This window comes from Priestia megaterium, from assembly GCF_023824195.1.
GTDB lineage: Bacteria > Bacillota > Bacilli > Bacillales > Bacillaceae_H > Priestia > Priestia megaterium_D.
The window spans coordinates 539,109-562,238 of record NZ_CP085442.1 but is presented as its reverse complement, the minus strand read 5'-3'; the positions used below and the strand labels follow the sequence as shown (position 1 = coordinate 562,238).

Sequence of the window (23,130 nt, the reverse complement as noted above, 5' to 3'; positions counted from 1 at the left end):
AAAATGCCTCCAAGCAATATGTACAACAAATTTCTTTCTGAATCAATATTAATAATATTACGTAATTGTTACATTTTTGTTACAAAAATCATTATATACAATATTATTACTTTCTTCAATATATCACTTACTTAAAATCAAAGAATAAGTAAAAAGAAACAAATTCATTACCTATCTTATTCATAAATTACTAATTTAGTAGTAGTCATATCGATTCTATCTGCGCAGTACTAAAGCGTAACATCTTTCTTTCACCTTACCCGTTTCAGAAATAGAAAAACTTCACACAATTGGTGAAGTTTCTAAGGTGTCTTTAGCATATCTACGTGGGGAAGCCCTTCATCTGAATAAATATCGGAAATAGGTCTAAAACCAAACGATTCATAAAATGTTTGAAGCCTGCTTTGAGCTTGAATTTTAATTGTCTTCTCGTGCAACTCATTCTCTAGAAAATTAATTCCTCTTGCTACTAGTTCTCTTCCGAGACCTGTACCGCGCTGTGCTTGTTTTACAATAATGCGCCCAAGAGAAGCTTCCCGATAGCTAATTCCTTTTGGTAAAACTCTAAGGTATGCAATAATTTTCTCATTCTCTTTTTTGAACAAGTGATAAGCAAGTTTGTCTTTTCCATCTACTTCTAAGTAAGCACACTTCTGTTCGACAACAAAAATAGCGGTGCGAACCTGTAGAATTTCATAAAGCTCATCGTTTGTCAGCTCTTGAAATAATTTTATGCACCAAGTCATGATCGCTCACCTTTTCTTATTGTTCTTTTTCAATTAAATTCAGCGTACGTTCAAGCCAATTGATATAGCTTGTCTCCCGGTCTTGAGCGCGAGAAAGCACCAAATAATGACCAAATTGAGGAGACGAAACGGTAATGTGATGATTAACTTGTTCCAAAAGGTCATCCATTCGTTTCTTTAAAAAAGTTAGCTTCACTTTCCTGCTTGATAGTTGATTATCTATTTGTTGCTTTAACTCTTCTATTGACATGGATGAAGCAAAATAAGCTTTTAACATAAATTCATCTTTAGTTGTTTCAGGAATAGGATCAATCGTAGTGAGCCACTTGCTTAACTCGGCCCTTCCTTCTTCCGTTATCGAATACATCTTTTTTTCTAATTTCTTGCCTTGAATCACGGTTTCATAGCGAATAAATCCCTCTTCTGTTAATCGCTTTAACTCGGGATAAATCTGGCTGTGCTTAGCACTCCAAAAATTACCGACCTCTTCTTTAAAAAGTCTGGTAATGTCATACCCGCTGAGCTCCTTCTGATCTAAGAGCCCTAATATTGCATATTTTAATACTCTCATTCTGTTCCTCCACATTATTTCTTCCATCAGTATAGCATATAAACATTTCATTTACATGTTTGCCAAAACATGTTTGCTTATACTTTTTTCTATTATTTTCTCTTTACAGATTAATTTAAATTTTTGAAAAGTTACCTCCACAATCAATGGTTTTCATGATAGTATAATGATATTCTTTCTGACATCAGTCATTAGCCATTTTGTATGATGAGTGTTCGAACTAATTTGAGGAGGAATTAATGTGATTACGTTAAACAGAGCTTATAATTTTAATGCAGGTCCGTCTGCGCTTCCCCTACCTGTCTTACAACTTGCTCAAGAGGAGCTAGTTAATTTTAAAAATACGGGTATGTCTGTGATGGAATTATCACATCGCAGCAAAGAGTTTGAAGATGTATTAACACATGCTAAAGAAACACTCACGGAATTGCTTAATATTCCAGATACACATGAAATTTTATTCCTGCAGGGCGGAGCAAGCCTGCAATTCTCTATGATTCCAATGAACTTTTTAGCTCCCGATCAAGTCGGTGCATATGTACTAACCGGATCATGGTCGGAAAAAGCATTAAAAGAAGCAAAGAAACTTGGAAAAACAGCAGTTGTTGCTTCTACTAAAGAAGAGAACTACCGCTCTATTCCAGCTTTAGATGATGTAAAGCTTCCAAAAGAAGAGATTGGGTACTTGCATATCACGTCTAACAATACCATTTTTGGTACACAATGGGCTGACTATCCTTCTATTGAAGGAGTAGACTTAATTGCCGACATGTCAAGCGACATTCTTTGCCGTCAAATTGATGTATCTAAGTTCTCACTCATTTATGCTGGTGCTCAGAAAAATCTCGGACCATCTGGTGTCACGGTTGTCATTTTGAAGAAAGAATTGCTTAAACGTATTCCTGAAGGTTTACCAACAATGCTGAATTATGAGACACACGTAAAGAGCAATTCTCTTTACAACACTCCTCCAACGTTTGGCATTTATATGCTTTCACTTGTTTTAGATTGGATTAAAGAACAAGGTGGCGTTAAAGCAATTGAAGCCCAAAATCATAAAAAAGCTAAGTTACTCTATACAAGCATGGAACGTTCAAATGGTTTCTATACCCCTCACGCTACAGAGGAAAGCCGATCAATTATGAACGTAACGTTTACTTTACCAACCGATGAGTTAACCGCTGCGTTTTTACAGCAAGCAAAAGAAAAAGGCTTCGTAGGATTAGCTGGACACCGTTCAATCGGCGGATGCCGCGCTTCTATTTACAATGCTGTACCGCTTGAAGCGTGTGAAGCTCTTGCCGTCTTTATGGATGAATTTGCACAGGCAAACGCATAATTGGCAGAATTAACTGATTCTTTTTTCACATAAATATGTTATAATCAGTATGTAAATATATGCAATGGGCATAGACGCACTATTGGTATATTTCGAGCTTAGCTTAGAAGAGGAGAGATGAGAAATGAATACAAAAGTTTTAGTTTCTTTAGCGTTATTAGTCGGAATTGGAGCGGTTCTCCACACGGTGGTACCTCCTATTTTATTTGGAATGAAGCCAGATATGATGTTAACAATGATGTTTTTAGCAATCCTGTTGTTTCCTAGCGTAAAAAATGTAGTACTAGTAAGCTTCACAACAGCTTTTATTTCTGCTTTAACGTCTAGTTTCCCGGGAGGACATATTGCAAACTTAGTTGATAAACCAATTACAGCATTTGTTTTCTTTGCATTATTTATGCTTGTGAAAAAAGCAACAGGCATTAAAACACCAGTGGCCGCTGCTTTAACAGCTGTTGGCACACTCGTATCAGGAACCGTATTCTTGTCAGCTGCCGCGCTAATCGTCGGCTTACCGGGCGGAAACAGCGTCATGGCACTTGTTGCTGCGGTTGTATTACCTGCAACAGTAGTGAATACAATCGTTATGGTCGTTATTTATCCAATTGTTCAATCCGTTCTAAAACGCACAAGCATCAAAGCAAAATTATCGTAACGTCAAGAGCCTGATTTAATTAAGAATCAGGCTCTTTTTTTACACCAAAAGCTAAGGCCCACCAAAGCGTGGCGGACCTTTAGATAAAACGGTTCATTTATAGTATGTTGCTGATCTTTTAGAGGCAGCCTACAGTTCGACTCTTAACTTTTTGTTTAAAAAGAAATGGTACAGGATGCTTTTCACTTAAATTTCATTTGCAGCTCATACAATAGGTATGAAGACTTACTATGTAATAAAGGTTTAAGTTCCCCATCCTAGGTTACATAATAAAGTATAAGCGCCAATAAAAAACTCGCAAAAGCCACTGTCGCACATGTAAGAGACTTTTGTTTAAGCACATGTTTAGGTGGATATGATGCCGTTCTAGTCGTAAGGCTAAACCATTTAAAGGCAGCCAGAAAAAAACTCAGGCTAATCATCAAAAGAATGAATAAAGCTACCCCATGTTGATAACCTCCTTCTTTTGTATAAATCTATGCTATTTTTTTATGATTATGTCAGAAGGAAGTGTTAGCAATTACTTTACTACATAGGAGGAAATAAATAATGAGTAGAATGAAAAAACTAGCAGCTGGAGCAGCAATCGGAAGCACCGTAGCCGCTATTACAACGCTTCTTGTTACTCCATATTCAGGACGAGAACTTAAACAGCGTGTCAGTTCTAGAAAAGACCGAGTTAACGCTTCACAACAAGAGCTCTCAACAAAAATAAAAGCTGTTTCTCAACAAGTACAAATGACCGCCAGAGAAGGAAATACTATAGTGAAAAATATCGCAAGTGACCTTTCTACTACCCTTGGTCAGTTTAAAGAAGAAATTGTCCCTTATAAGGAATCCATTCAGCATCATTTGAAAGAAATCCAAAATTCTTTGTCAAACCTAGAGGAACATGTACAGACAACTAAAAATCCCAATGAAAAAATTGACAAAAAAGAAGGTTAAAACGCCTTCTTTTTTAATTTTTTAAAATTTTGTAAATTTACATCTTTATAATTTTTTATTTTATTGGCATAATAGAAGATAAATAAAAAAAGAGACTAAGTAGGTGGGAGAAGATGAAAAAGACTAGTGATCAAGATTACAGTTTGAAAGAAGCACTTCTATTTAGCCAACGCATTGCCCAATTAAGTAAAGCCCTTTGGAAAACCGTAGAGAAGGATTGGCAGCAATGGATTAAGCCTTATGACCTTAATATTAACGAGCATCATATTTTATGGATTTCATATCATTTAAACGGGGCTTCCATTTCCGAAATTGCCAAGTTTGGAGTTATGCACGTTTCTACTGCATTTAACTTCTCCAAAAAACTAGAAGAACGAGGTTTACTTGAGTTTTCTAAAAAAGAAAGCGACAAGCGAAATACGTACATTCAGCTGACAGATAAAGGCGAGGCCATTTTATTAGATTTAATGGAACATTACGAACCTTCTAATAATTCAGTGTTCAGCGGCGCACTTCCGTTGCGCGACTTGTACGGCAAATTCCCTGAGTTTATGGAATTAATGACCGTCATCCGCAAAATTTACGGTGAAGATTTTATGGATATCTTCGAGCGATCTTTCCATCATATCGAAGAAGAATTCACTGAAGAAGATGGCAAGCTTGTCAAGAAAGATAAAGAGAACCACCAGGAGACTATTTCAAACTCTTAATGGTTAGTCCCTTATCCATTGAATAATTTCAAAAAATTCATTCATCACATCTTGATAAGAAGGTTGATAACGAAGCGATTCGACCGTCTCTCTAGGATTTAATTTATAATTCAGCATACCAACAAATTGTGTAAGAAGCGGAACAAAGTCTGTTAGACCTTCCGCTTTTTGCTCAATATATTCGTTTTTTGTATCTTCACACAGAATTAAAATTCCCTCTACTTCCTTCTTTGTAAGCTGATTTCTTACCACTAAATCAATAAATGGTTTAGCTTCTTGTTCAGATGTCCCAGATAACAGTTTTATGTAATATTCTAAACGTGATACTCGAGATTCTAAAGTTTCCATCCGCTTCCCCTACTCCTTCAACGTTCATATACCTCTACTCCATATTGTACATGATTCATTCATGTTCTTCCAAATAATTCTTTCTTCGTCATTCACATTTCCTGTTTGAGTAGCACCGTATAAAGATTTTCATATACTGATTATGTACTCACTGCATATATTAATATAAATCCCTCTGTCCTTTTTAACAATCCTTTTGCACAATGGCTAATTGTTACTCATTTCTTATCCATTCACTTTGCTATTTCGTTTAAAACCTATTTCTCAACTTCTTAACTACCCTTTATAAAATAAAAACCGCATTTCTGTGTAAATACCTTTTGAAATTCTTTGCTCAACTGTATATATAACTATCTATTTTACCGCTTTTTTGGTAATGTTAATATAGATATTTGTAAATTCATACAAAGCTGTACTATATAAATGACTATAAGACTTTTTGTCTTCGTCACACTGATTTTGTTAGGGGGATTTTTATGTACATATTCTTTATTGTATTTGCACTATTCATTTTATTCTACATCAATGCACTAACAAATACATTGTGTATTCAAAAAGAAATTCCAGCTGAAAAACAGCCTAAAGTTTTTCGTACGATTAATGTATTAATTACCATTTTATTAGTTTCATCTTATATTGAAGTATCATTTACATAAAAAACGGTGAGATGTCTCACCGCTTTTTTATAGGCTTAGCAAAAACAGCTAGCTCCGATGATAACTAATAAGATGAATAATACGACTAATAGAGCAAATCCACTGCCGTATCCGCATCCGTAAGAACCCATATCTATCGCCCCTTTCCCTTTATATTCATCTGTTTCCTAGTGGTAACATGCACAACCAACAATGACTAATAAGATAAACAATACAACTAATAGTGCAAAACCGCCTCCATATCCGCAGCCGCTCATTTGAGCACCCCCTTTGTTTACTAATACTGCATCTTATGCATCAGCTCAAAAAACGTCTAGGCTTTTAGCCCAAACTCCATAATTTATTTCTCTTGCTTCTCGTTTGGAAATTACTCTGTGAGTTTGTCCACCATTTTGAGAACGCTTTATAAAAAAGCAATCATAAGCGTATAATCACTCCATGCTTAGTGGAAAATAAATGTAAATTTACGTGGTTTTAACTTCATTTGCTAACATCAGGAAATGTGATATAGTAAATCTTGAGTCAAGCTACATAAGTAAAAATGATGAGTAGGAGTGTTTACGTATGAAAAAAAGCTTAGTTGCACTAACAACGGCAGCCAGTCTCGTTGCTTTATCAGCATGCAGTGTGGGAAGTGATGCTTCAAATGCAAACGATTCTTCAAAAGTAATTGTAGAAACAAAAGCAGGCAATATCACTCAAGATGATTTGTATAAGCAAATGAAAGATACAATCGGACAAGACCAATTTAATACACTCGTACGAAGCGTTACCGAAGAAAAAGTATTGAGTAAAAAATATAAAGTAACGGATAAAGAGCTTGATCAGCAGTTGAACATTCTAAGAGAACAATACGGTGATCAGGTGGATTCAGTTATTAAGCAAAAAGGCGAAAAAGAAGTCAAAGATATGCTAAAAGTTGATATTCTCCGTGAAAAAGCTGCTACAGCAGGCATTAAGGTATCGGACAAAGAACTGAAAAAAGCTTATGATGAATATAAAGCTCAAAAACCTCAAATTCGCGCAAGTCATATTTTAGTAAAAGACGAAAAAACAGCAAACGAAGTAGAAGCGAAAATCAAAAAAGGCGAGGACTTTGCTAGTCTGGCAAAAGAATATTCAACGGATCAGCAGTCTGCAGCTAACGGCGGCGATTTAGGCTACTTCGGTGAAGGCCAAATGGTTAAAGAATTTGAAGAAGCGGCTTACAAGCTGAAAAAAGGTGCAGTAAGTAAACCAATCAAAACAGAATACGGCTACCATATCATTAAACTAGTCGATAAAAAGAAAGTAGAATCGTTTGAGAAAAAGAAACCTGAACTTGAGCAGCAAATCAAACGTTCAAAAGTAGATCAAGCAGAAGCGAACAAGAAGATTCAAAAAGAACTTGATAAAGCAAAAGTGGAAGTCAAAGATAAAAATGTAAAACCAATTTTCGAGGAAGGTGCAACAGATAGTCAATCTGGCGTAGAAACTCCTCAACAGTAATGCTAAGAGCCTGTCACTCATGTGACAGGCTCTTTTATATAATCAGATGGAATCGCTGTTGCGTCTTTCTTTTTCCACTTGCATTCTTTCGATGAAGACTTGTCCCTCTTTTTCAATAAACGAATCATCCACTTGCTTATCATGTTGTGCAGCACGAATCGCCATAAATCCACTAAAGAAAATGCCTGCTACAACTAAATAAATCCAAATTGGTAGTGTCACCATATATTGATCCCCCATCACAGTTATTTACAACCACTATATGCGAAGGAAGAAAGACTTATACCTTTTTAATCAATCGTTGGTTTATAAAATGAGCGATTATCAAGTGCAAAAATACGCTCTGTAAACTCACCGGGCTTCACTTTTGTTAATGCTCGATCAAGCATATTCATTTTAGCGTCTACATTGTCAATCAAATGAAGCATCTCAGCCTCTTTAATTAACGGCTTTTTCGGACTTCCCCACTCTTCCTTACCGTGATGCGATAATACAAGGTGCTGAAGAAGCATAACCTCTTCTCCTTCAATCGCTAATTCTTCTGCCGCTTTTCCAATTTCATTCACCATAATCGAAATATGGCCAAGCAAGTTCCCTTCGACTGTGTATATCGTCGAAACAGGACCTGAAAGTTCAAATACTTTGCCAAGGTCATGAAGAATAACTCCAGCGTACAGCAAGTCGCGGTTTAAGCTTGGATAAAGGGTTGAAAATGACTCAGCCAGCTTCAGCATAGACACCACATGGTAGGCAAGTCCCGATACAAACTCATGGTGATTTTTAGTTGCTGCCGGATATTCTAGAAATTCCGTTTGATATTTTTTAAACAAATGGCGAGTAATGCGCTGGACATTCGAATTTTTCATTTCAAATATACTCTTTGTAATATGTTCGACCATTTCTTCTTGAGATAAAGGTGCCACTTCTAAAAAATCAGATGTGCGCACTCCGTCTTGGGGCTGTGCAGGACGAATGTTGCGTATTTTCAGCTGGTTGCGCCCGCGGTAATTCATTACTTCTCCAGCAGCTCGCACAATCTTTTGAGCAGCATAATTTTCCTCGTCATCTGGGGATGCATCCCACAGCTTGGCTTCAATATCACCTGTTTTATCTTGTAGGATTACCGTTAAAAATGGCTTTCCATTGCTTGCAATTCCTCTCGTTGAGGATTTAATTAAAAAATAAAGATCAACTTGCTCTCCTACTTCGTATTGAGCAATTCCTTTTGTCATGACCTTTTCCTCCTTACCACTTCATTCTATGTATTTGATAACGAAGCTCTTATCGCTTCGTCCGCTTATTTACAGCTCTTTACATCTCATTTTACCATCGCTTGGCACCGAATGCACGGGTAGACCCTTTTTCATAAAAGAATCCGGGACAGAAGTATTTGAGCTGAAATGAAAAACGAACCATTGATCATAATTTTTGATTAGTGGTTCGTTTTTTTTGTTATGGTGAACGTAGGCTTCATCTGTTTCGTTACTTCTAGCAGTTGATTGGAGGGCTAGACGAAGACTCCTGCGGGAAAAGCGGAAGGGATGAGACCCCACAGGAGCGAAAGCGACGAGAAGACTCATCGGCCGCCCGCGGAAAGCGAAGTCTTGCACGGAAATCAACTGCGGTGTCACAAGCGGTTCAGCTTATGTATCCCATTTGTTCATCTTTAGATTGGATTAATTTAGTTATGTCTCAACCTCACTGCTTTATGTTTCTTTTTTCGTTAACTGCAGCGCCTTTTTAATATCTTTAAAAGAGGTAGATTGACCATACATAAGGACTCCTCCTTTATACACACGGGCACCAAATATAGCTAAAGCAGTAATCGTCACAACTAAAATCCCTATCGATACACTCACTTCCCACACAGGAACATTTAACATACCTACACGCAAAAACATAATCATCGGAGCAAAAAACGGGATAAAAGATGTGACCGTAATGATTGTGGTTTCAGGATCACCAAGTCCAAACATAGCAATTAAAAAAGCGGCCACAATCACAAGGGTCATGGGCGTAATCATTTGCTGTACATCTTCAATACGGCTCACAAGAGAACCTAAAAAAGCCGCGAGCGTAGCAAAAAGAAAGTACCCCAATATGAAAAAGACAAATGCATACACGAATGTAGTCAGCGGAACATCATTAAATCCGAGATAAGAAAAGATACCGTTATGATTTGTTTCCACACTGGCCTTTAACGATGTGTAGCCCACGCTCAGTATCACTGCAAGCTGCGTTAAGCTGAGCAGGGCAATTCCAATGATTTTAGCAAACATTTGTGTAATAGGTGATACGCTCGATACAAGGATCTCCATAACGCGGGATGATTTTTCAGTAGCTACTTCCATCGCAATCATGCTCCCATACATGATAACGGCAAAATAAATAACAAACAGCAGCACATACACAAGACCTCTTGCTTGATTTAGCTCTTGTTCTGTTTTGGCATTTTCAACTAACGCTTCCTTTTTGAATGAGACAGGGCTGTAAAGCTGATCAATCTGCTTTTCTTCTAACCCAATTTTTACTGTAGCCATAGCCACTTTTGTTTGCTGTACCGCCTGTTCTAAGGTAGAAGAAAGGTTTGATTCGGCCAAAGAGTTAGCTTTGTACACAGCTTGGGGCAACTGCTTATCGTTTAAAGATAAAAGTAAATAGCTATCGAGCTGCCCGCTTTTTACCGCTTGCTTTGCCTTAGACTCAGACGTAAATTCTTTTAAATGAATGTCTTTATCCATAGCATTTACATTTTGTTTGAACAAAGTATATACGCTTTCCACTTCATAGATGACACCCACATTTGTTCCATTATCGTCTGAATTAAAAACGTCGATAATTTTCTCCATATTTGTAAGAGCAACTAGAATAATAGCAGTAATAATCGTCGTAATAATAAAAGATTTTGTTTTTAATTTATTAAGATATGTATGAAAGACAATGACCCAAAATTTATTCATAGGAAGCACCTACCTTTTCAATGAAAATATCATTTAATGAAGGCTCTTCCACTGCGAATTTAGATACAAATGAAAAGTGTTTAAGTTCTTGAAAAATGAGTTGTGATACGGATTCATGTTGGATTTGAACATTCATGCCCTCAACCGTTTTTTTTACCTTTACAACGCCTTCAAGCTCTGTAATTCTCTCAAACGGACCTTTTCCGTGTACAATGACGTTTTTCTTTCCAAATGAACGTTTGATCTCCGGCAGCCTTCCATACACAACAGGCGTGCCATGATGCATAATACATAAATATTCACAAAGTTCTTCCACATGTTCCATTCGATGACTTGAAAAAACAATCGTCGTTCCGCGTTTTTTTAAATCAAGCACCGCTTCTTTTAATACCTCTACATTTACAGGATCCAAGCCGCTAAAAGGTTCGTCTAAAATAAGCAGCTCGGGTCGATGAATAACGGAGGCAATAAATTGAATTTTTTGCTGATTTCCTTTGGATAGCTCTTCTACTTTTTTGGAAGCATATTGAGGAATATTAAATCGAGATAACCAGTGCTCCATTTCTTGCAGCACGTTAGCTTTTTTCATTCCGCGCAACCGTCCAAGGTACACAAGCTGATCTTTGACTTTTAATTTCGGATATAATCCCCTTTCTTCTGGAAGGTAGCCAACTAGATGACTTCTACTGTAAGTTAAAGATTTATCATTCCATTGGATGTGACCTGAGGTTGGTTCAATGAGCCCTAAAATCATTCGAAACGTTGTCGTTTTGCCAGCACCGTTTGCACCTAAAAAACCAAACACTTCGCCTTTTGGAATTTGCAAGGATAGCTCATTTACAGCTGTAAATTCACCGTACCTTTTTGAAACTTCACGGATAGAAAGAGACATTTAATTCCTCCTTTGTAAATAAACCTATGTTTATTGTATGGAAAAAAATGATATCTGTAAACCTTAGCAGGATTTAGGGGAATAGGACGAGAAATATGTTAAATACGCTTACAATTATACTATAAGAGGAGAGTAGATTTTATGAGTACTTACACATTAACCGCTTTTGAAAAGACAGGAGAAAAATTAATAGATGAAAGTTTTGAAGCAGCTTCTGAGACAGAAGCAAAGACTATCGGCACCAAGAAGTTAGAAGAGCTTTCCTATTTAGAAAAAACGCATCGATGCGTTAGCTCCAGCGGAAAACTTGTATTATTTCATCGTTAATACAAAACGCCGGAAAGGTTTGCTTTCCGGCGTTTTATATTACTTTACAGCTTCTTTTAGTTCTTTACCAGCTTTAAATGCTGGTACTTTTGATGCTGGAATTTGCATTTCTTCACCCGTTTGAGGGTTACGGCCTGTACGAGCAGCACGCTCGCGTACTTCAAATGTACCGAAGCCGATTAACTGAATTTTTTCACCTTCACCTAGCGTTGATGAAATTGTTTCTAGTAATGCGTCAACTGCTTTAGATGCATCTGCTTTTGTTAACTCTGATTTTGTTGCCACTGCGTTTACTAAATCTGTTTTGTTCATTTCCAATCACCTCATTAGTTTCTACATTATCTTGTGTTACCACTGTTTTGCAACTTTTAAACATGCTCTATCAATATGATAGACAAAAATATTGGCTTTTAAACTAGTTCACTTAATTTTCGGAAATATCTTTTTCACTTTGATTAAAAACAGGCGCTCGCTTTTCCAGAAACGCACGTACACCTTCCTTATGATCCGAACTTTGGCTCATAGCAAACTGACTTCTTTTTTCAAGCGCAAGCACTTGCTTTAATTGTGAAACAGATGTCTCCACATAAATTCGCTTTGTTTCCTTCAAAGCCCGTGAAGGTTTTTTTAGCCAATATGAGAGATAATCTTCTACATGCTTCGCCAAATCTCCTTCTTTTATTTCATCAATTATGCCAAATTGATGAGCTTCCTCTGCTTTTAATGTCTTTCCTTCCCAAATCAGCTGTTTTGCACGATGAGCACCGATGCGCTTTTCTAGTAAAAAGTGACCGCCTCCGTCTGGAATTAGAGCAATGCCGATAAAGTTCATGGCAATTTTTGTGTGTCTTTCTGCAATAATATAATCAGAAGCAAGCGCGATGCTGAGCCCTAGCCCTGCTGCCGCACCGTGCAGTACACTTATCGTCATTTGAGGCAGGCTGTATAAAGTCAGCACGGCTTCATTAATCAAATCCATTACCTGCTCAAAACGTTTTGATTGTGAAGGTGACATCATCATATTAATATCTCCGCCTGCTGAAAATACTTTTCCGTTTCCCTTTACTATTAAAAAATCTGCTTCGCTTTCTTCGACAACTTTTAAACATTGAATAAACTGCTCTAGCACTTCTTCGTTTAATGCATTTAACGCATCCGGCCTGTTAAACGAAATTGTGGCGATACGCTCTTGCAAAACTAGTTCTACTACTTTTAATTCGACGGTCATGTTACTCACCCTTTCTGATAATGATTGACGATTTGTTCACGAAGCGTACGTTTTAAGAACTTTCCTACCGTTTTCTTCGGGATTTCATCCATAAATAAAATGTCATCTGGAAGCCACCATTTCGCGAACTGCGGCGCTAAAAATTTGAGCAGCTCTTCTGACGAAACAATACCTTTGTATGCATCTTTTAACACGACACAAGCAACTGGACGCTCTTGCCACACCTTATGAGGGACTGCTATGACACAGGCTTCGAAAACAGCTCTATGGGCAATAAGTGCGTTTTCTAGATCAACCGATGAAATCCATTCTCCTCCGCTTTTAATTAAATCTTTTGTTCGGTCTACGATTTTGATCGTTCCCTCTTCGTCAACCGTCACAATATCTCCGGTATACAGCCAGCCGTCTTTAAACGTATCTTCTGTTCTTTTATCCTTGTAATATTCAGAAGCTACCCATGGGCCCTTTAGTAATAGCTCACCCATTTCCGCTCCATCCCAAGCAACTTCTCCATTTTGACCTATTACTTTCATTTCAACGCCAGGAACTAAGAAACCTTGCTTCGCTTTTATGCTGAGCTGATACTCAGAGTCTTCGCTGTACTGATAGCTTTTTAAGCGGGAGACGGTCACAACAGGGCTTGTTTCCGTCATTCCGTATGCATGCATAAATTCAATTTGATATTTTTCCTGAAATTCTCGAATTACGCTTTTTGGGGCCGCTGATCCACCGCATAAAATAGCTCGCAAACTATCAACTGCGTAAGGCTTTTTTTCTAACTCTTGTAAAAAGTTTAACCAAACGGTAGGTACTGCTGCAGCCAGAGTTACTCTCTCTTGTTCAATCAGAGAGGCAATCGTCTCCGAGGTACAAAAAGCACCCGGCAGCACGAGCTTTGTCCCAAACCAGACCGCAGCGAAAGGAATCCCCCATGCGTTCACGTGAAACATTGGAACGATAGGCATAGCGGTATCAGCTTCTGATAATCCAGCACTATCAGCAAGCCCTAGCGCCATACAGTGCAAATAAATAGCGCGATGAGAATATACAACGCCCTTTGGCTCTCCTGTAGTAGCAGAGGTATAACAAAGGCCTGCTGGTTCTTCTTCGTTTAAATCTTGAACAAAGGAATGCGATTCATGCCCTTGCTGAATCCAATTTTCGTAATGATAAACTGGCAAGTCTGTTTCTGGCAGCTCACCTTCATCTGACATAATGATATAGGCTTCAACATGTGGAAGCTTTTGATGAATACTTCCAAATAAAGGTAAAAAGCATTCATCAAGTAAAATGACTTTATCGCGTGCATGATTAATGATGTATACAATTTGCTCAGAATCTAACCGGATATTAATTGTGTGAAGAACAGCGCCTATTCCCGGCACAGCAAAATAAGCCTCTAGATGTCTATGATGATTCCATGCAAACGTTCCGACTCTTTCTCCTCGCTTCACTCCAATTCGTTCTAGCATACTAGAGAGCTGCCGAGTCCGTTTTATTAACTGATTATAAGTTAAACGCTGAATTCCTTTTGAAGATTTAGAAACCACTTCTTTTTTACCAAACAGCTTTTCAGCTCTTTCCATCATAGATGGTACGGTTAACTGTACATTTATCATTAAGCGGCACCTCGCATCGCCATAATAAGAAAACGCTTACAACTTTTTTATATATTCAACAGATTCCGACATTTCCCTGCTGAAAATAAAAAAAGATCACTAAAAAGTGACCTTTTTATTTCCTAAACAATTCATCTAAAATCTTGAGTTTCTCTTGTGTGTAGTGCTCGAATCCATCGTTATACGATTTTGGGTCTTTTGGATTCGCAAACCTTGTAATAATGCCTGTTTCTGGATGCACGAACTTACTGGATGCCCCGCATCCAAGCCCAATAATCGTCTGCTTTTCTTCCATGATCATAATATTGTACAGGCTCTCTTGACCAGGGAATGAATATCCAACGTTTTCTAAATTACCTAAAATATTTTTTTGGCGATATAAATAATAAGGTTCATACCCTTGTTCTTGAGTCCACTCAGTCGCTAAATCCATCATTTTACCAATTTCATAGCGATCTGCTACTTTGTATTTCCGTTTATTTTGAGTCATTTCAGACGCGCGTTTAAACGATAGCGTATGAACAGTTAAAGATTCAGGAAGCAATTTTTTAGATTCGTCTAGCGTATGCTGAAATTCTTCTACACCTTCATTTGGAAGCCCAATAATTAAGTCCATGTTAATGTTATTCATCCCCATTTTTCGAGAAAGATGAAATTTATCAATAGTTTCTTCAACTGTATGATGACGTCCAATAGCTTTTAAGGTTTCTTGAATATAAGACTGCGGATTTACACTAATCCGATCAATATTCCATTTGTTTAAAACAGCTAGCTTTTCTTCCGTAATCGTATCGGGTCTTCCTGCTTCTACCGTAATTTCACGGATATTTTGTACATCCGGGAACGATTCATACATCTCTTCATACAGCATGTCCATTTCTTCAGCAGTAATGCTCGTTGGTGTGCCTCCGCCATAATAGACGGTTGTAATCTTGACGTTATTGTCTTTTAGCCATTTTCCTACTTCACGCATCTCATAATGCAAGCCGCCTAAAAATGACGTAACGGATCCTTGACGTCCGTTAATCGCATAGGCTGGGAATGTACAGTATGCACACTTTGTCGGACAAAACGGAATGCCTATATAAATGCTTACCTCGTTCTTTAACTCATGTAAATCAGGAATAGCTGCTAGTTGACGATCCACAATATGCTGCATTAAATTAATTTTGTCGTCGGTGATTAAATATTCTTCCTTTAGCTCACGATGCGCTTGTTCTTTACTTTTGCCTGACTGCAGTTTCATATGAAGCAGCTTCGTCGGACGAATACCGGTTAAAATACCCCATTTTTGAACAATGTTTGTATACTCCTGTAGCACAGATAAGTAGACGCGAAGCACCACATTTTTTATTTGCTTAAATTTTTCTTTTTCTGTTTCATACGGCGTAAACGATTTAGAAAGCTCTTCTGTAAACACCTTGTCCGTTTCAGCGTCATGCAGCACTGCTTTCGCATAAATTTCTTCATGAACTTTTAGCTCTACTTCGACCTTCAGCTGAGCTTCGTTATCATCCTCAAAGGAGACGTTGCTTTCTTCAAAAAACAAATCTGAAATTCGGTGAAGCGGACGTAAAAAACGCTCATCTTCTATACCTTTTATATAAATGTTCAATATAATCACCTTTCAAATCAATTCTATCTAAGTAATCAGTTTACAAAACCTACGCATGTCCGGTCAAGGTGCTCAGCTCAAGGGAATACGCGGACAGAAAACAAACGGAAAAAGAGACTAAGCCATAACTCCATTAATTCAATCTAAAGACGAACAAATGGGCTACATGAGCTGAACCGCTTGTGACACCGCAGTTGATTTCCTTGCAAGGCTTTGCTTTCCGCGGGCGGGCGATGAGCCTCCTCGTCGCTTGCGCTTTTCCCGCAGAAGTCTTCGCCTTGCCCTCCAATCAACAGCTAGAAGCACCTACATATATGAAACCTACGTTCACTCTACCAATAAAAAAATCCGAACGAATTGGATTCTCTATCAAGAATCTCGATTCATCGTTCGGGTCTTCCTTCGACTAAACTACTTTTGTCCTAGCCTCTTTTTTCCTTTATTTATTTTAAACGAAAGCTGTCAATTTGATGAAGATAACCAAGGCGCTGCTGCTTTCTAAATAATTCTTTTACCATATAGGCTACACCATTTTCATTATTAGAACGAGTAACCCAATCCGCAAGCATTTTTAATTCTGTTGGTGAATTGCCCATGGCCACACCCATTCCCGCATGTTCAATCGTTTCTAAATCATCATAGCAATTTCCAATTGCTACCACATCTTCCATTGGTATCCCTAGACGATTTGCTACATAACGAACGCCGGCAGCTTTTGTAGCTCCTTTTGGCGTAATATAACATCTATTTTCATTTGGATACGAAAACCATTCAATATCCGGAACTGCACTAGCAATTGTTTGCTCGGCGTATTCTTTTTCTCTACGATCTGCAAAATACACTTCTATTTTTGGCGTAGAAACAGGTTCATCACGAAGCGTATCTCCTAATGAATCTACGAACTGCACGGGATAAAAGAGCGGTTCTCCCGTTTTTAACACACTTTTAGCTACAATGTTATTAGGAAGCTTTACACGATTTCCAATTGAAAACCTTTCATGTAAAATGCGGACATGACAATTAAAATTTTCAAAAAGCTGAATGAGATTAAATGTTTTTTCCTCGCTAATTCTCTTATCTAGTATCGGTTTGTCTATCGATGTTCCAATAAAGGCACCGCTATGAGTAATTAGCATTGCTGGATGAACTTTAAGTGACCGAGCAATTTTTTTAGCAGACGGAAAATGCCTGTTTGTTACTAACGTAACGTAAACCCCTTTATTTTTCACGAATTGAATTGCGTCTTTCGTTTCTTTTGTAACGCGCCCTTGGCTATTTAAAATGGTTCCATCAATATTCAACGCTAGCAATCGATAAGCCATATGAGAACCCCTTCTTTCATAGATGTCTAATCCGTTAGGATACGGTTATAAATGACCTTTTCATGATAGTCGGCATGTGTAGCCTTGTTACTAAGCTTATGAGCAGAACTGCACAATTAGAAGAAATTTCCGCATAAAAAAAAGAGGAAAAGATTTCTCTTTTCCTCTTTTCTCTATCTCTTATTCAGCCGCACCGTAAAGTTCTTCAAGTGGCTTCATGATAATTTTGTTTAATTCACCAATTACCATGCTCATACGTTGCTCAGCTTCCATTAGCTTCGCGATATTTTGATCTTGTTGAACGATTGCAACTGTTTGTTGAGCTTGCTGAACTTCTTCTTCAGTGATTTCTTGGCCCATCATTTGCTTTTGTTGCAGCTCCATTTGCATTGTACGGAAACGCTCAAATAATTGTTTTGAACCTTGATCAGCGTTTACTGCTGCATATAAGTTTTTTAAGTTTGTGTAATCGTCGCTTTGACGAATTGCTTTTTCTAAATCATTTGCTACATCATGTAAGTTTACAGACACGTTAAGTTCCTCCTAATTAAGTTCTATAATTTCTTGACTTCCCTAACTATAACAAATTATTATATAAAATTCAGCTTAAGACCTTTATTTTCTCAGAAAACGATAAATTCTCTTCACAGATTGGGCTAATTCCTCATAGTATATATCAGCATTCGCCTACTAAAAGAAAGAAAAAGAGGATTCGTTTATGAATACTTTTACCATTTCTCTAAAACCACTAGAGAACCATATGAGCAACGACATTTACATTAGTTCTGCTCTGTTCTCCCGTGTGAAGTGCAAGCACGAGTTTACGTTAACAGTAGGCTCCATCACAAAAGAAGTCGAAGCCACCGTTTTTCAGCATCGAGAATGCTGTTTCATGATGTCAGCAGCTCTATTTACAGACTTTCGCTTTCCGTATGAAACGCATCAGCTGAGAGGCATTTATGAAGAGAACACGTTTAGGTTGGGACCCGTGATTAGCATCGTAACAGAAGTTCGAGAAGATGAAGAACTCTTTGGCTCCATTTCTGTATTTTGTAAGGAATTTGTTCAAGCTTGCAAGGAGTTAGGGTGTTTTTGCTATGTGAGCAAATTAAGCGACGTGAAGTCATTATCCCCTAAAGGATATGTTTATCGCGCTGATCGATGGGTTTATTCAGACGTTCCCTTTCCGGGAATCGTACACAACCGGATTCATGCCAGGAAAACGGAGCAAACCGCTGATTTTCAAACCTTTAAAACATTTTTGAAAGAGCATGACGTTCCTTTCTTTAACCCACGCTACTTAAATAAATGGACGGTTTTTCAACAGCTTAAAGATGTCGTACACTTGCTTCCATATTTACCTAAAACGTATCAGCTTCATTCACGTCAAGATCTTCTTGACGCTTTGGAACTTCATGACGATGTTTTTCTGAAGCCTGTTCATGGTAGCCAAGGAAAAAATATTTTTAAAATTTCAAAGAAAGAGAAGTATATTTTAGACTATACAACGTTTACGCAGACGTATGAAAAAGAATATGAATCTCTCTATGACTTATTTGAAACGCTTTATAGTCAATTAAAAAGGCAAGGATTTCTCATCCAAGAAGGAATTTCACTGCAGACATACAAACAGTGCCCTTTTGATTTCCGCATTCTCTGTCATAAAAAAGACGACTTGACGTGGAAAATCACGTCCATTGTCACACGTGTATCAAAACCCGGCAATTTCGTCTCGAACCTTGCCCGTGGAGGAGATATTCATCCTCCTCAGCAAGTGTTAACTCAGCTCTATGATTCAAAAACTACGCGCCATATCCTTTCACTTTTAAAAGAGATTGCGATTGAAATTTGCACGCAGCTTTCTCACCCGTCTGAAGTTTATGCAGAATTCGGTATTGATTTAGCGATTGATCAAGAAGGAAAGCCTTGGATTATTGAAGTAAATGTCAAACCTTCCAAACAATCAGATTCAAGCGCTTTCTCTGTCCGTCCATCAACAAAAGCACTGCTTGATTATTGTCTGCATGCAACGAATTTTCAATTTGCCAAGGAGGATTTACGATGATTTCATTAGGCTTTTTAACTATTCACCCACAGCAAGAAGTGGAGTACGTGACCGAAATTGCTAAACATGCTTCTGAGTTTTCGATTGAAATATACCGTTTTACTCCTTTTAACATTCATCCTAACACCGAAAATATTGAAGGCTTCCGCTACGATTTACAACAAAAGAAATGGATAGAAGATTCCTTCTTACTTCCTTCGTTTATTTACGATCGCTGCTTTTATCGAAAAGACTCGCTGTCTAAAAAGGCTCGCCCTATTGTAAACTGGCTTAAACAGCGGGAAGATGTTACATTTTTAGGCCATGGATTGCCCAATAAGCTAGATGTCTATGAAGTAATTAAAAAAGATAGCTATTTATCTTCATATATTCCTCCTACCACTCCAATCGAAAGTGTAGAGCAACTTGTTCAGCTGCTTCGAACAAACGATAGCCTAATGATTAAACCTGCCAACGGCTCACAAGGTAAAGGAATTGTGAAATTAAGACAGCGCGGACGTGAAATTGAAGCTTCTTATCAACAAAATGACATTGTAAACACGATTCTATTTTCCTCTTTTCAGGAGTTTAAGAACTGGTTTACGAAAACGACCAGTGATGTACTGTATATTGCTCAGCCCCATATTTCATTTTTCCCTTATGAACGCACTCCTTTTGATATAAGACTGCTATTACAAAAAGGAAACGATGGTGCTTGGAAAGAAATTGGAAGAGGAATTAGACAAGGTGAACGGGACTCCATCGTAACAAATGTAAGTTCAGGAGCGTCTATTGTACCTTTTGAGAACTTGCTGCCTCGCATCCCTCGCGTTCATCGTCAATATGTAATGGATGAAATCAACACCATTTGTAAAACGATTCCGTCCGTGCTGGAAAATCATTTTCCTTCTCTTTTTGAATTAGGTATTGATTTATGTATCTCGAGAGACTTCAGCATCTGGATTCTAGATTTAAATTCGAAACCGGGAAGAAAAATAGTACTGGAGACAGCACCTGAACAAAAAGAAGTCATGTATAAAAATGTCCTGTCTTACTGCGTCTATTTAGCTAACACACTATCGTATCGTAAGGAGTAATGCTATGAAAAAAACTCTTACTCGCCTTGTTGTAGTAGAGCAGCTAGGCTGCGATCTTTCTGTTCCTGCATCTCTTTACAAAGACTCCTTGAAACAAGCAGCTTTTGGAACAATGACAGCTCCATGCCTTATACAATCTTCAGAACGTGAAGAAATTCAGATTTCAGCTGAGCTAATGACAAAACTTCAAATTCCTTTCGCCCATATGATGCACCCTATTATTGTGAATGAGACCATTCACTTAGGACCTTTAATCGGTGTGTTATCCGCTGGTTTTACTGGTTCTCTGCTGCGGCCAATTGGAAAGCGTTCCCTTCACTTAGCTAAACTTCTTTCTACTGCAAGTATAACAGGGGGACTGCCTTTTATTTTTGGAACCCATCATATCAACTGGGAAACCGGGACCATAAACGGCTATTTTTATGAAGAAAGCGGCTGGACACAGCATGAAATCCCGCTTCCTAACGTTGTATATAATCGTTTGCCAAATCGAAAAACAGAGGGGTTAGCTCCTTTTAAGTTCATTAAAGAAAAGATGATGACTGATTACGGCATTCCATTTTTTAATCCTGATTTTTTCAACAAGTGGGAAATTCATGAGCTTTTAAAACTGAACGAGCAGACAGCCTATTTGTTACCTTACACGGTTGAAAGTCCTTCGTGTGAGCAAATAAAAAAACTTCTGCTTCTTCATCAAACCGTTTATTTAAAACCGAAAAACGGAAGCTTAGGCCGCGGCATTTATACCCTATCTTTTAAGGATTCCATGTACACGCTGACTTACAAAGGAGAAAAAGGTCTTCATGTTCAAGAAAAAGAAACCTTAGAGGATCTATTATCAGAATTTGAATATTTACTTACTAATCCTTCCTACATTGCTCAGCAGGGTATTTTATTAATCAAAAAAGAAAAACGCTGTGTAGACTTTCGCGTGCATACGAATAAAGACGGGAATAACCAATGGATGCTTACTGCTCTAGCTGCTAAAGTAGCCGGTCCTAACAGCATCACTACGCATCTTGATTACGGCGGAGAAATTGAAGCTACAGCCAAAATATTCACCAACCCTTCTTACAAAAAAGAAATTGAAAATAAGCTAAAAGATGCCGCTATCTCAATTAGTCATGTGCTTGAACAGGAGTTGAACGGATTAATTGGAGAGCTTGGATTCGATTTTGGAGTGGATTATCAAGGAAACGTGTGGCTGTTTGAAGCTAACTCTAAGCCCGGTCGCTCTATTTTTTCACACCCTGCCTTACGAAAAGCGGATCAACAAACTAGAAAACTTTCTCTAGAATATGCGATTTACTTATCCGGATACTATCTAAATACACCTGAAGGCATCAGCATATGATTACAATTTACTATCACAAAGAAAAGCAGCAGTGGTTTCATAATAACCCTTCAGCATCTTACACATGGGGAGTTCAAGAAATTGAACTTCCCTTTACTCAAAACATTTCTTCTACTCAAGCTTTTCTTCGTTTAAAAGGAGAAAAAGCTGGTCCTATTGTGGGAGTTTTAACGAACAAAGCTGTTTTGGAAAAACTGAATGTAAAACAGCGTCCTTTATTAGAACTCTTACATCATACCCTGCAAGAAAAAGGCGGGCTTCTTGCTTTATTCGCTGAAGAAACAATGTCTCATCACTTCTTTGAAGGGTATTGCTTTGACGGTGCAAAAAAGCAGTGGATCAAAACAACTTTGCCGCTGCCAAACGTTATATATAATCGTTATCCAGGAAGAAAATCAGAAACCAAGAAGCTGACATCTTTACATCAAAAAATTAAAGGCAAACACATCCCACTTTTTAATTCCGCTTTTTTTTCAAAATGGAAAGTATATCAATTATTTTCAAAGGATCCACTACTATCTTCTCACCTTCCTAAAACCTATCGTTTAACACCAGAAATTGATATTGCTAAGCTTCTGCACAAACACTCTTCCCTTTATTTTAAGCCTATTAACAGCAGTAAAGGTGCTGGAATTTTTCGATTATCTTCCCATAAGCATACAATTATTTACCAAGATCATAAATGCAAAGAAGAATTTTCTTCTTTACAAGCAATTGACCTTCCCAGGTCTGCTTATCTCATTCAAGAAGCGATTGAGACGCAACCATTCAAAGACAGGCGCTATGACTTACGTATTTTAGCGCATCACAAAGATAGCGGATATGTTATTAGCGGCGTCGGTATTCGACATAGTCCCTATCAATCCATTACAACACATACTTTAAACGGCGGAAGCATTTCACCTTTCCAAGATATTGAAGATGAAGTAGATACTTCCTTTCTTTCGTCTTTTGTAAATACGTGCGGGCAAGTCCTTCAAAAGTCCTTCCCTCTAGTTGAAGAATTTTCTCTTGATATGGCAAAGTCAGCCCAAGGACAGTATTATCTGTTTGAAGTGAATGCAAAACCGATGATTTTTGATGAAACAGATATTCAAACGCAAGGTGCTAAACACATATGCAACATATTTTACAAATTAACAAAATTTTTAGATTAAATGATTTTTCATCTCCTTTTCTCATGGTAAGCTTATAATAACTAATTGAGAAAGGAG

29 protein-coding genes are annotated in these 23,130 nt (G+C 37.8%); 12 read left to right on the top strand and 17 right to left on the bottom strand.

Translation table 11 applies throughout. The features are described 5' to 3' along the window. Nucleotides 1-302: 302 nt before the first annotated feature. Both LIS78_RS03020 and LIS78_RS03015 read right to left on the bottom strand, forming a co-directional pair. Nucleotides 303-746 (bottom strand): GNAT family N-acetyltransferase, encoded by a 444-nt coding sequence (locus LIS78_RS03020; RefSeq protein ID WP_209150924.1) that lies wholly within the window; start codon nt 744-746, stop codon nt 303-305. A 16-nt stretch (nt 747-762) separates the two neighbouring features. Continuing rightward, on the bottom strand, nt 763-1,317 hold the full coding sequence (locus LIS78_RS03015) for a PadR family transcriptional regulator (protein WP_025752934.1): 555 nt from the start codon (nt 1,315-1,317) through the stop codon (nt 763-765). A gap of 241 nt (nt 1,318-1,558) precedes the next feature. On the opposite strand from LIS78_RS03015, the gene serC reads away from it, so the two are divergent. Both serC and LIS78_RS03005 read left to right on the top strand, forming a co-directional pair. After that, entirely contained in the window at nt 1,559-2,656 is a 1,098-nt protein-coding gene (gene serC, locus LIS78_RS03010) for a 3-phosphoserine/phosphohydroxythreonine transaminase (protein ID WP_043981712.1), read from the top strand. Between the two features lie 124 nt (nt 2,657-2,780). Continuing rightward, nucleotides 2,781-3,311 (top strand): tryptophan transporter, encoded by a 531-nt coding sequence (locus LIS78_RS03005; RefSeq protein ID WP_195781251.1) that lies wholly within the window; start codon nt 2,781-2,783, stop codon nt 3,309-3,311. Nucleotides 3,312-3,568: 257 nt separating this feature from the next. Here the strand turns inward: LIS78_RS03005 and yhzF are convergent, their stop codons facing one another. Next, a complete protein-coding gene (yhzF, locus tag LIS78_RS31770; RefSeq protein ID WP_465119511.1) occupies nt 3,569-3,742 on the bottom strand; it encodes a membrane protein YhzF in 174 nt (57 codons plus the stop codon). Between the two features lie 118 nt (nt 3,743-3,860). Here yhzF and LIS78_RS03000 point away from each other — a divergent pair, with 118 nt between their 5' ends. Together LIS78_RS03000 and LIS78_RS02995 are read left to right on the top strand one after the other, a co-directional pair. After that, the gene (locus LIS78_RS03000) at nt 3,861-4,256 is read left to right on the top strand and encodes a YtxH domain-containing protein (RefSeq protein ID WP_195781252.1); all 396 of its coding nucleotides are present in this window, start codon (nt 3,861-3,863) and stop codon (nt 4,254-4,256) included. Between the two features lie 113 nt (nt 4,257-4,369). Continuing rightward, nucleotides 4,370-4,966: an HTH-type transcriptional regulator Hpr gene (locus LIS78_RS02995; protein ID WP_014461677.1), complete on the top strand. Its 597-nt coding sequence runs from the start codon at nt 4,370-4,372 to the stop codon at nt 4,964-4,966. Nucleotides 4,967-4,969: 3 nt separating this feature from the next. Here the strand turns inward: LIS78_RS02995 and LIS78_RS02990 are convergent, their stop codons facing one another. Next, nucleotides 4,970-5,314 (bottom strand): DUF1878 family protein, encoded by a 345-nt coding sequence (locus tag LIS78_RS02990; RefSeq protein WP_252284622.1) that lies wholly within the window; start codon nt 5,312-5,314, stop codon nt 4,970-4,972. Between the two features lie 476 nt (nt 5,315-5,790). Here LIS78_RS02990 and LIS78_RS02985 point away from each other — a divergent pair, with 476 nt between their 5' ends. Then, nucleotides 5,791-5,970, top strand: a complete 180-nt coding sequence (locus LIS78_RS02985; RefSeq protein WP_013055312.1) for a hypothetical protein — start codon at nt 5,791-5,793, stop codon at nt 5,968-5,970. A gap of 35 nt (nt 5,971-6,005) precedes the next feature. Here the strand turns inward: LIS78_RS02985 and LIS78_RS02980 are convergent, their stop codons facing one another. Both LIS78_RS02980 and LIS78_RS02975 read right to left on the bottom strand, forming a co-directional pair. Next, entirely contained in the window at nt 6,006-6,101 is a 96-nt protein-coding gene (locus LIS78_RS02980; protein WP_016762974.1) for a YjcZ family sporulation protein, read from the bottom strand. Nucleotides 6,102-6,137: 36 nt separating this feature from the next. Beyond that, the gene (locus LIS78_RS02975; RefSeq protein ID WP_074682953.1) at nt 6,138-6,227 is read right to left on the bottom strand and encodes a YjcZ family sporulation protein; all 90 of its coding nucleotides are present in this window, start codon (nt 6,225-6,227) and stop codon (nt 6,138-6,140) included. A 307-nt stretch (nt 6,228-6,534) separates the two neighbouring features. On the opposite strand from LIS78_RS02975, the gene LIS78_RS02970 reads away from it, so the two are divergent. Next, complete coding sequence (locus tag LIS78_RS02970; RefSeq protein WP_209150923.1) at nt 6,535-7,458, top strand: peptidylprolyl isomerase; 924 nt, start codon at nt 6,535-6,537, stop codon at nt 7,456-7,458. A 42-nt stretch (nt 7,459-7,500) separates the two neighbouring features. Here LIS78_RS02970 and LIS78_RS02965 read toward each other — a convergent pair whose 3' ends face one another. Next, nucleotides 7,501-7,683 (bottom strand): sporulation YhaL family protein, encoded by a 183-nt coding sequence (locus tag LIS78_RS02965; protein WP_013055310.1) that lies wholly within the window; start codon nt 7,681-7,683, stop codon nt 7,501-7,503. A gap of 65 nt (nt 7,684-7,748) precedes the next feature. After that, nucleotides 7,749-8,690, bottom strand: a complete 942-nt coding sequence (yhaM, locus tag LIS78_RS02960) for a 3'-5' exoribonuclease YhaM (protein ID WP_013055309.1) — start codon at nt 8,688-8,690, stop codon at nt 7,749-7,751. Nucleotides 8,691-8,953: 263 nt separating this feature from the next. Between yhaM and LIS78_RS02955 the strand changes: the two genes are divergently transcribed. Then, nucleotides 8,954-9,202, top strand: a complete 249-nt coding sequence (locus tag LIS78_RS02955; protein ID WP_209150922.1) for a hypothetical protein — start codon at nt 8,954-8,956, stop codon at nt 9,200-9,202. Here LIS78_RS02955 and LIS78_RS02950 read toward each other — a convergent pair. After that, on the bottom strand, nt 9,165-10,418 hold the full coding sequence (locus LIS78_RS02950) for an ABC transporter permease (protein WP_209150921.1): 1,254 nt from the start codon (nt 10,416-10,418) through the stop codon (nt 9,165-9,167). The two genes, LIS78_RS02955 and LIS78_RS02950, sit on opposite strands and share 38 nt — an antisense overlap. Then, the gene (locus tag LIS78_RS02945) at nt 10,411-11,310 is read right to left on the bottom strand and encodes an ABC transporter ATP-binding protein (protein ID WP_209150920.1); all 900 of its coding nucleotides are present in this window, start codon (nt 11,308-11,310) and stop codon (nt 10,411-10,413) included. Before LIS78_RS02945 ends, LIS78_RS02950 begins: the two co-directional genes overlap by 8 nt. A gap of 141 nt (nt 11,311-11,451) precedes the next feature. Here LIS78_RS02945 and LIS78_RS02940 point away from each other — a divergent pair, with 141 nt between their 5' ends. Then, entirely contained in the window at nt 11,452-11,637 is a 186-nt protein-coding gene (locus LIS78_RS02940) for a YhzD family protein (RefSeq protein WP_013055306.1), read from the top strand. 39 nt (nt 11,638-11,676) lie between these two features. On the opposite strand, the gene LIS78_RS02935 is transcribed toward LIS78_RS02940, so the two are convergent. From LIS78_RS02935 to LIS78_RS02905, 7 genes are all read right to left on the bottom strand, one after another. Continuing rightward, on the bottom strand, nt 11,677-11,949 hold the full coding sequence (locus LIS78_RS02935) for an HU family DNA-binding protein (RefSeq protein WP_013055305.1): 273 nt from the start codon (nt 11,947-11,949) through the stop codon (nt 11,677-11,679). A 112-nt stretch (nt 11,950-12,061) separates the two neighbouring features. Next, nucleotides 12,062-12,865 carry an enoyl-CoA hydratase gene (locus tag LIS78_RS02930; protein WP_057274991.1) on the bottom strand — a complete coding sequence of 268 codons (804 nt, stop codon included), beginning with the start codon at nt 12,863-12,865 and terminating at the stop codon, nt 12,062-12,064. A 5-nt stretch (nt 12,866-12,870) separates the two neighbouring features. Continuing rightward, the gene (locus LIS78_RS02925) at nt 12,871-14,484 is read right to left on the bottom strand and encodes a long-chain fatty acid--CoA ligase (RefSeq protein WP_252284621.1); all 1,614 of its coding nucleotides are present in this window, start codon (nt 14,482-14,484) and stop codon (nt 12,871-12,873) included. 115 nt (nt 14,485-14,599) lie between these two features. Continuing rightward, complete coding sequence (locus tag LIS78_RS02920) at nt 14,600-16,099, bottom strand: coproporphyrinogen III oxidase (RefSeq protein ID WP_209150918.1); 1,500 nt, start codon at nt 16,097-16,099, stop codon at nt 14,600-14,602. Between the two features lie 162 nt (nt 16,100-16,261). Beyond that, on the bottom strand, nt 16,262-16,405 hold the full coding sequence (locus LIS78_RS02915; protein ID WP_209151787.1) for a hypothetical protein: 144 nt from the start codon (nt 16,403-16,405) through the stop codon (nt 16,262-16,264). A 137-nt stretch (nt 16,406-16,542) separates the two neighbouring features. Further along, nucleotides 16,543-17,421, bottom strand: coding sequence for a Cof-type HAD-IIB family hydrolase (locus LIS78_RS02910; protein ID WP_013055300.1), 879 nt, complete (start codon nt 17,419-17,421; stop codon nt 16,543-16,545). Nucleotides 17,422-17,601: 180 nt separating this feature from the next. Then, entirely contained in the window at nt 17,602-17,952 is a 351-nt protein-coding gene (locus tag LIS78_RS02905) for a YlbF/YmcA family competence regulator (RefSeq protein ID WP_013055299.1), read from the bottom strand. A gap of 187 nt (nt 17,953-18,139) precedes the next feature. On the opposite strand from LIS78_RS02905, the gene LIS78_RS02900 reads away from it, so the two are divergent. Genes LIS78_RS02900 through LIS78_RS02885 form a run of 4 tightly spaced genes read left to right on the top strand, consistent with a single transcriptional unit; the run spans nt 18,140 to nt 23,073 of the window. Next, nucleotides 18,140-19,486 (top strand): YheC/YheD family endospore coat-associated protein, encoded by a 1,347-nt coding sequence (locus tag LIS78_RS02900; RefSeq protein WP_252284620.1) that lies wholly within the window; start codon nt 18,140-18,142, stop codon nt 19,484-19,486. Further along, nucleotides 19,483-20,562 (top strand): YheC/YheD family endospore coat-associated protein, encoded by a 1,080-nt coding sequence (locus LIS78_RS02895; protein ID WP_209150915.1) that lies wholly within the window; start codon nt 19,483-19,485, stop codon nt 20,560-20,562. Before LIS78_RS02900 ends, LIS78_RS02895 begins: the two co-directional genes overlap by 4 nt. A gap of 4 nt (nt 20,563-20,566) precedes the next feature. Next, the gene (locus tag LIS78_RS02890; RefSeq protein WP_252284619.1) at nt 20,567-21,916 is read left to right on the top strand and encodes a YheC/YheD family endospore coat-associated protein; all 1,350 of its coding nucleotides are present in this window, start codon (nt 20,567-20,569) and stop codon (nt 21,914-21,916) included. Then, complete coding sequence (locus tag LIS78_RS02885; protein WP_252284618.1) at nt 21,913-23,073, top strand: YheC/YheD family protein; 1,161 nt, start codon at nt 21,913-21,915, stop codon at nt 23,071-23,073. Before LIS78_RS02890 ends, LIS78_RS02885 begins: the two co-directional genes overlap by 4 nt. The last annotated feature ends 57 nt before the right edge of the window (nt 23,074-23,130 follow it).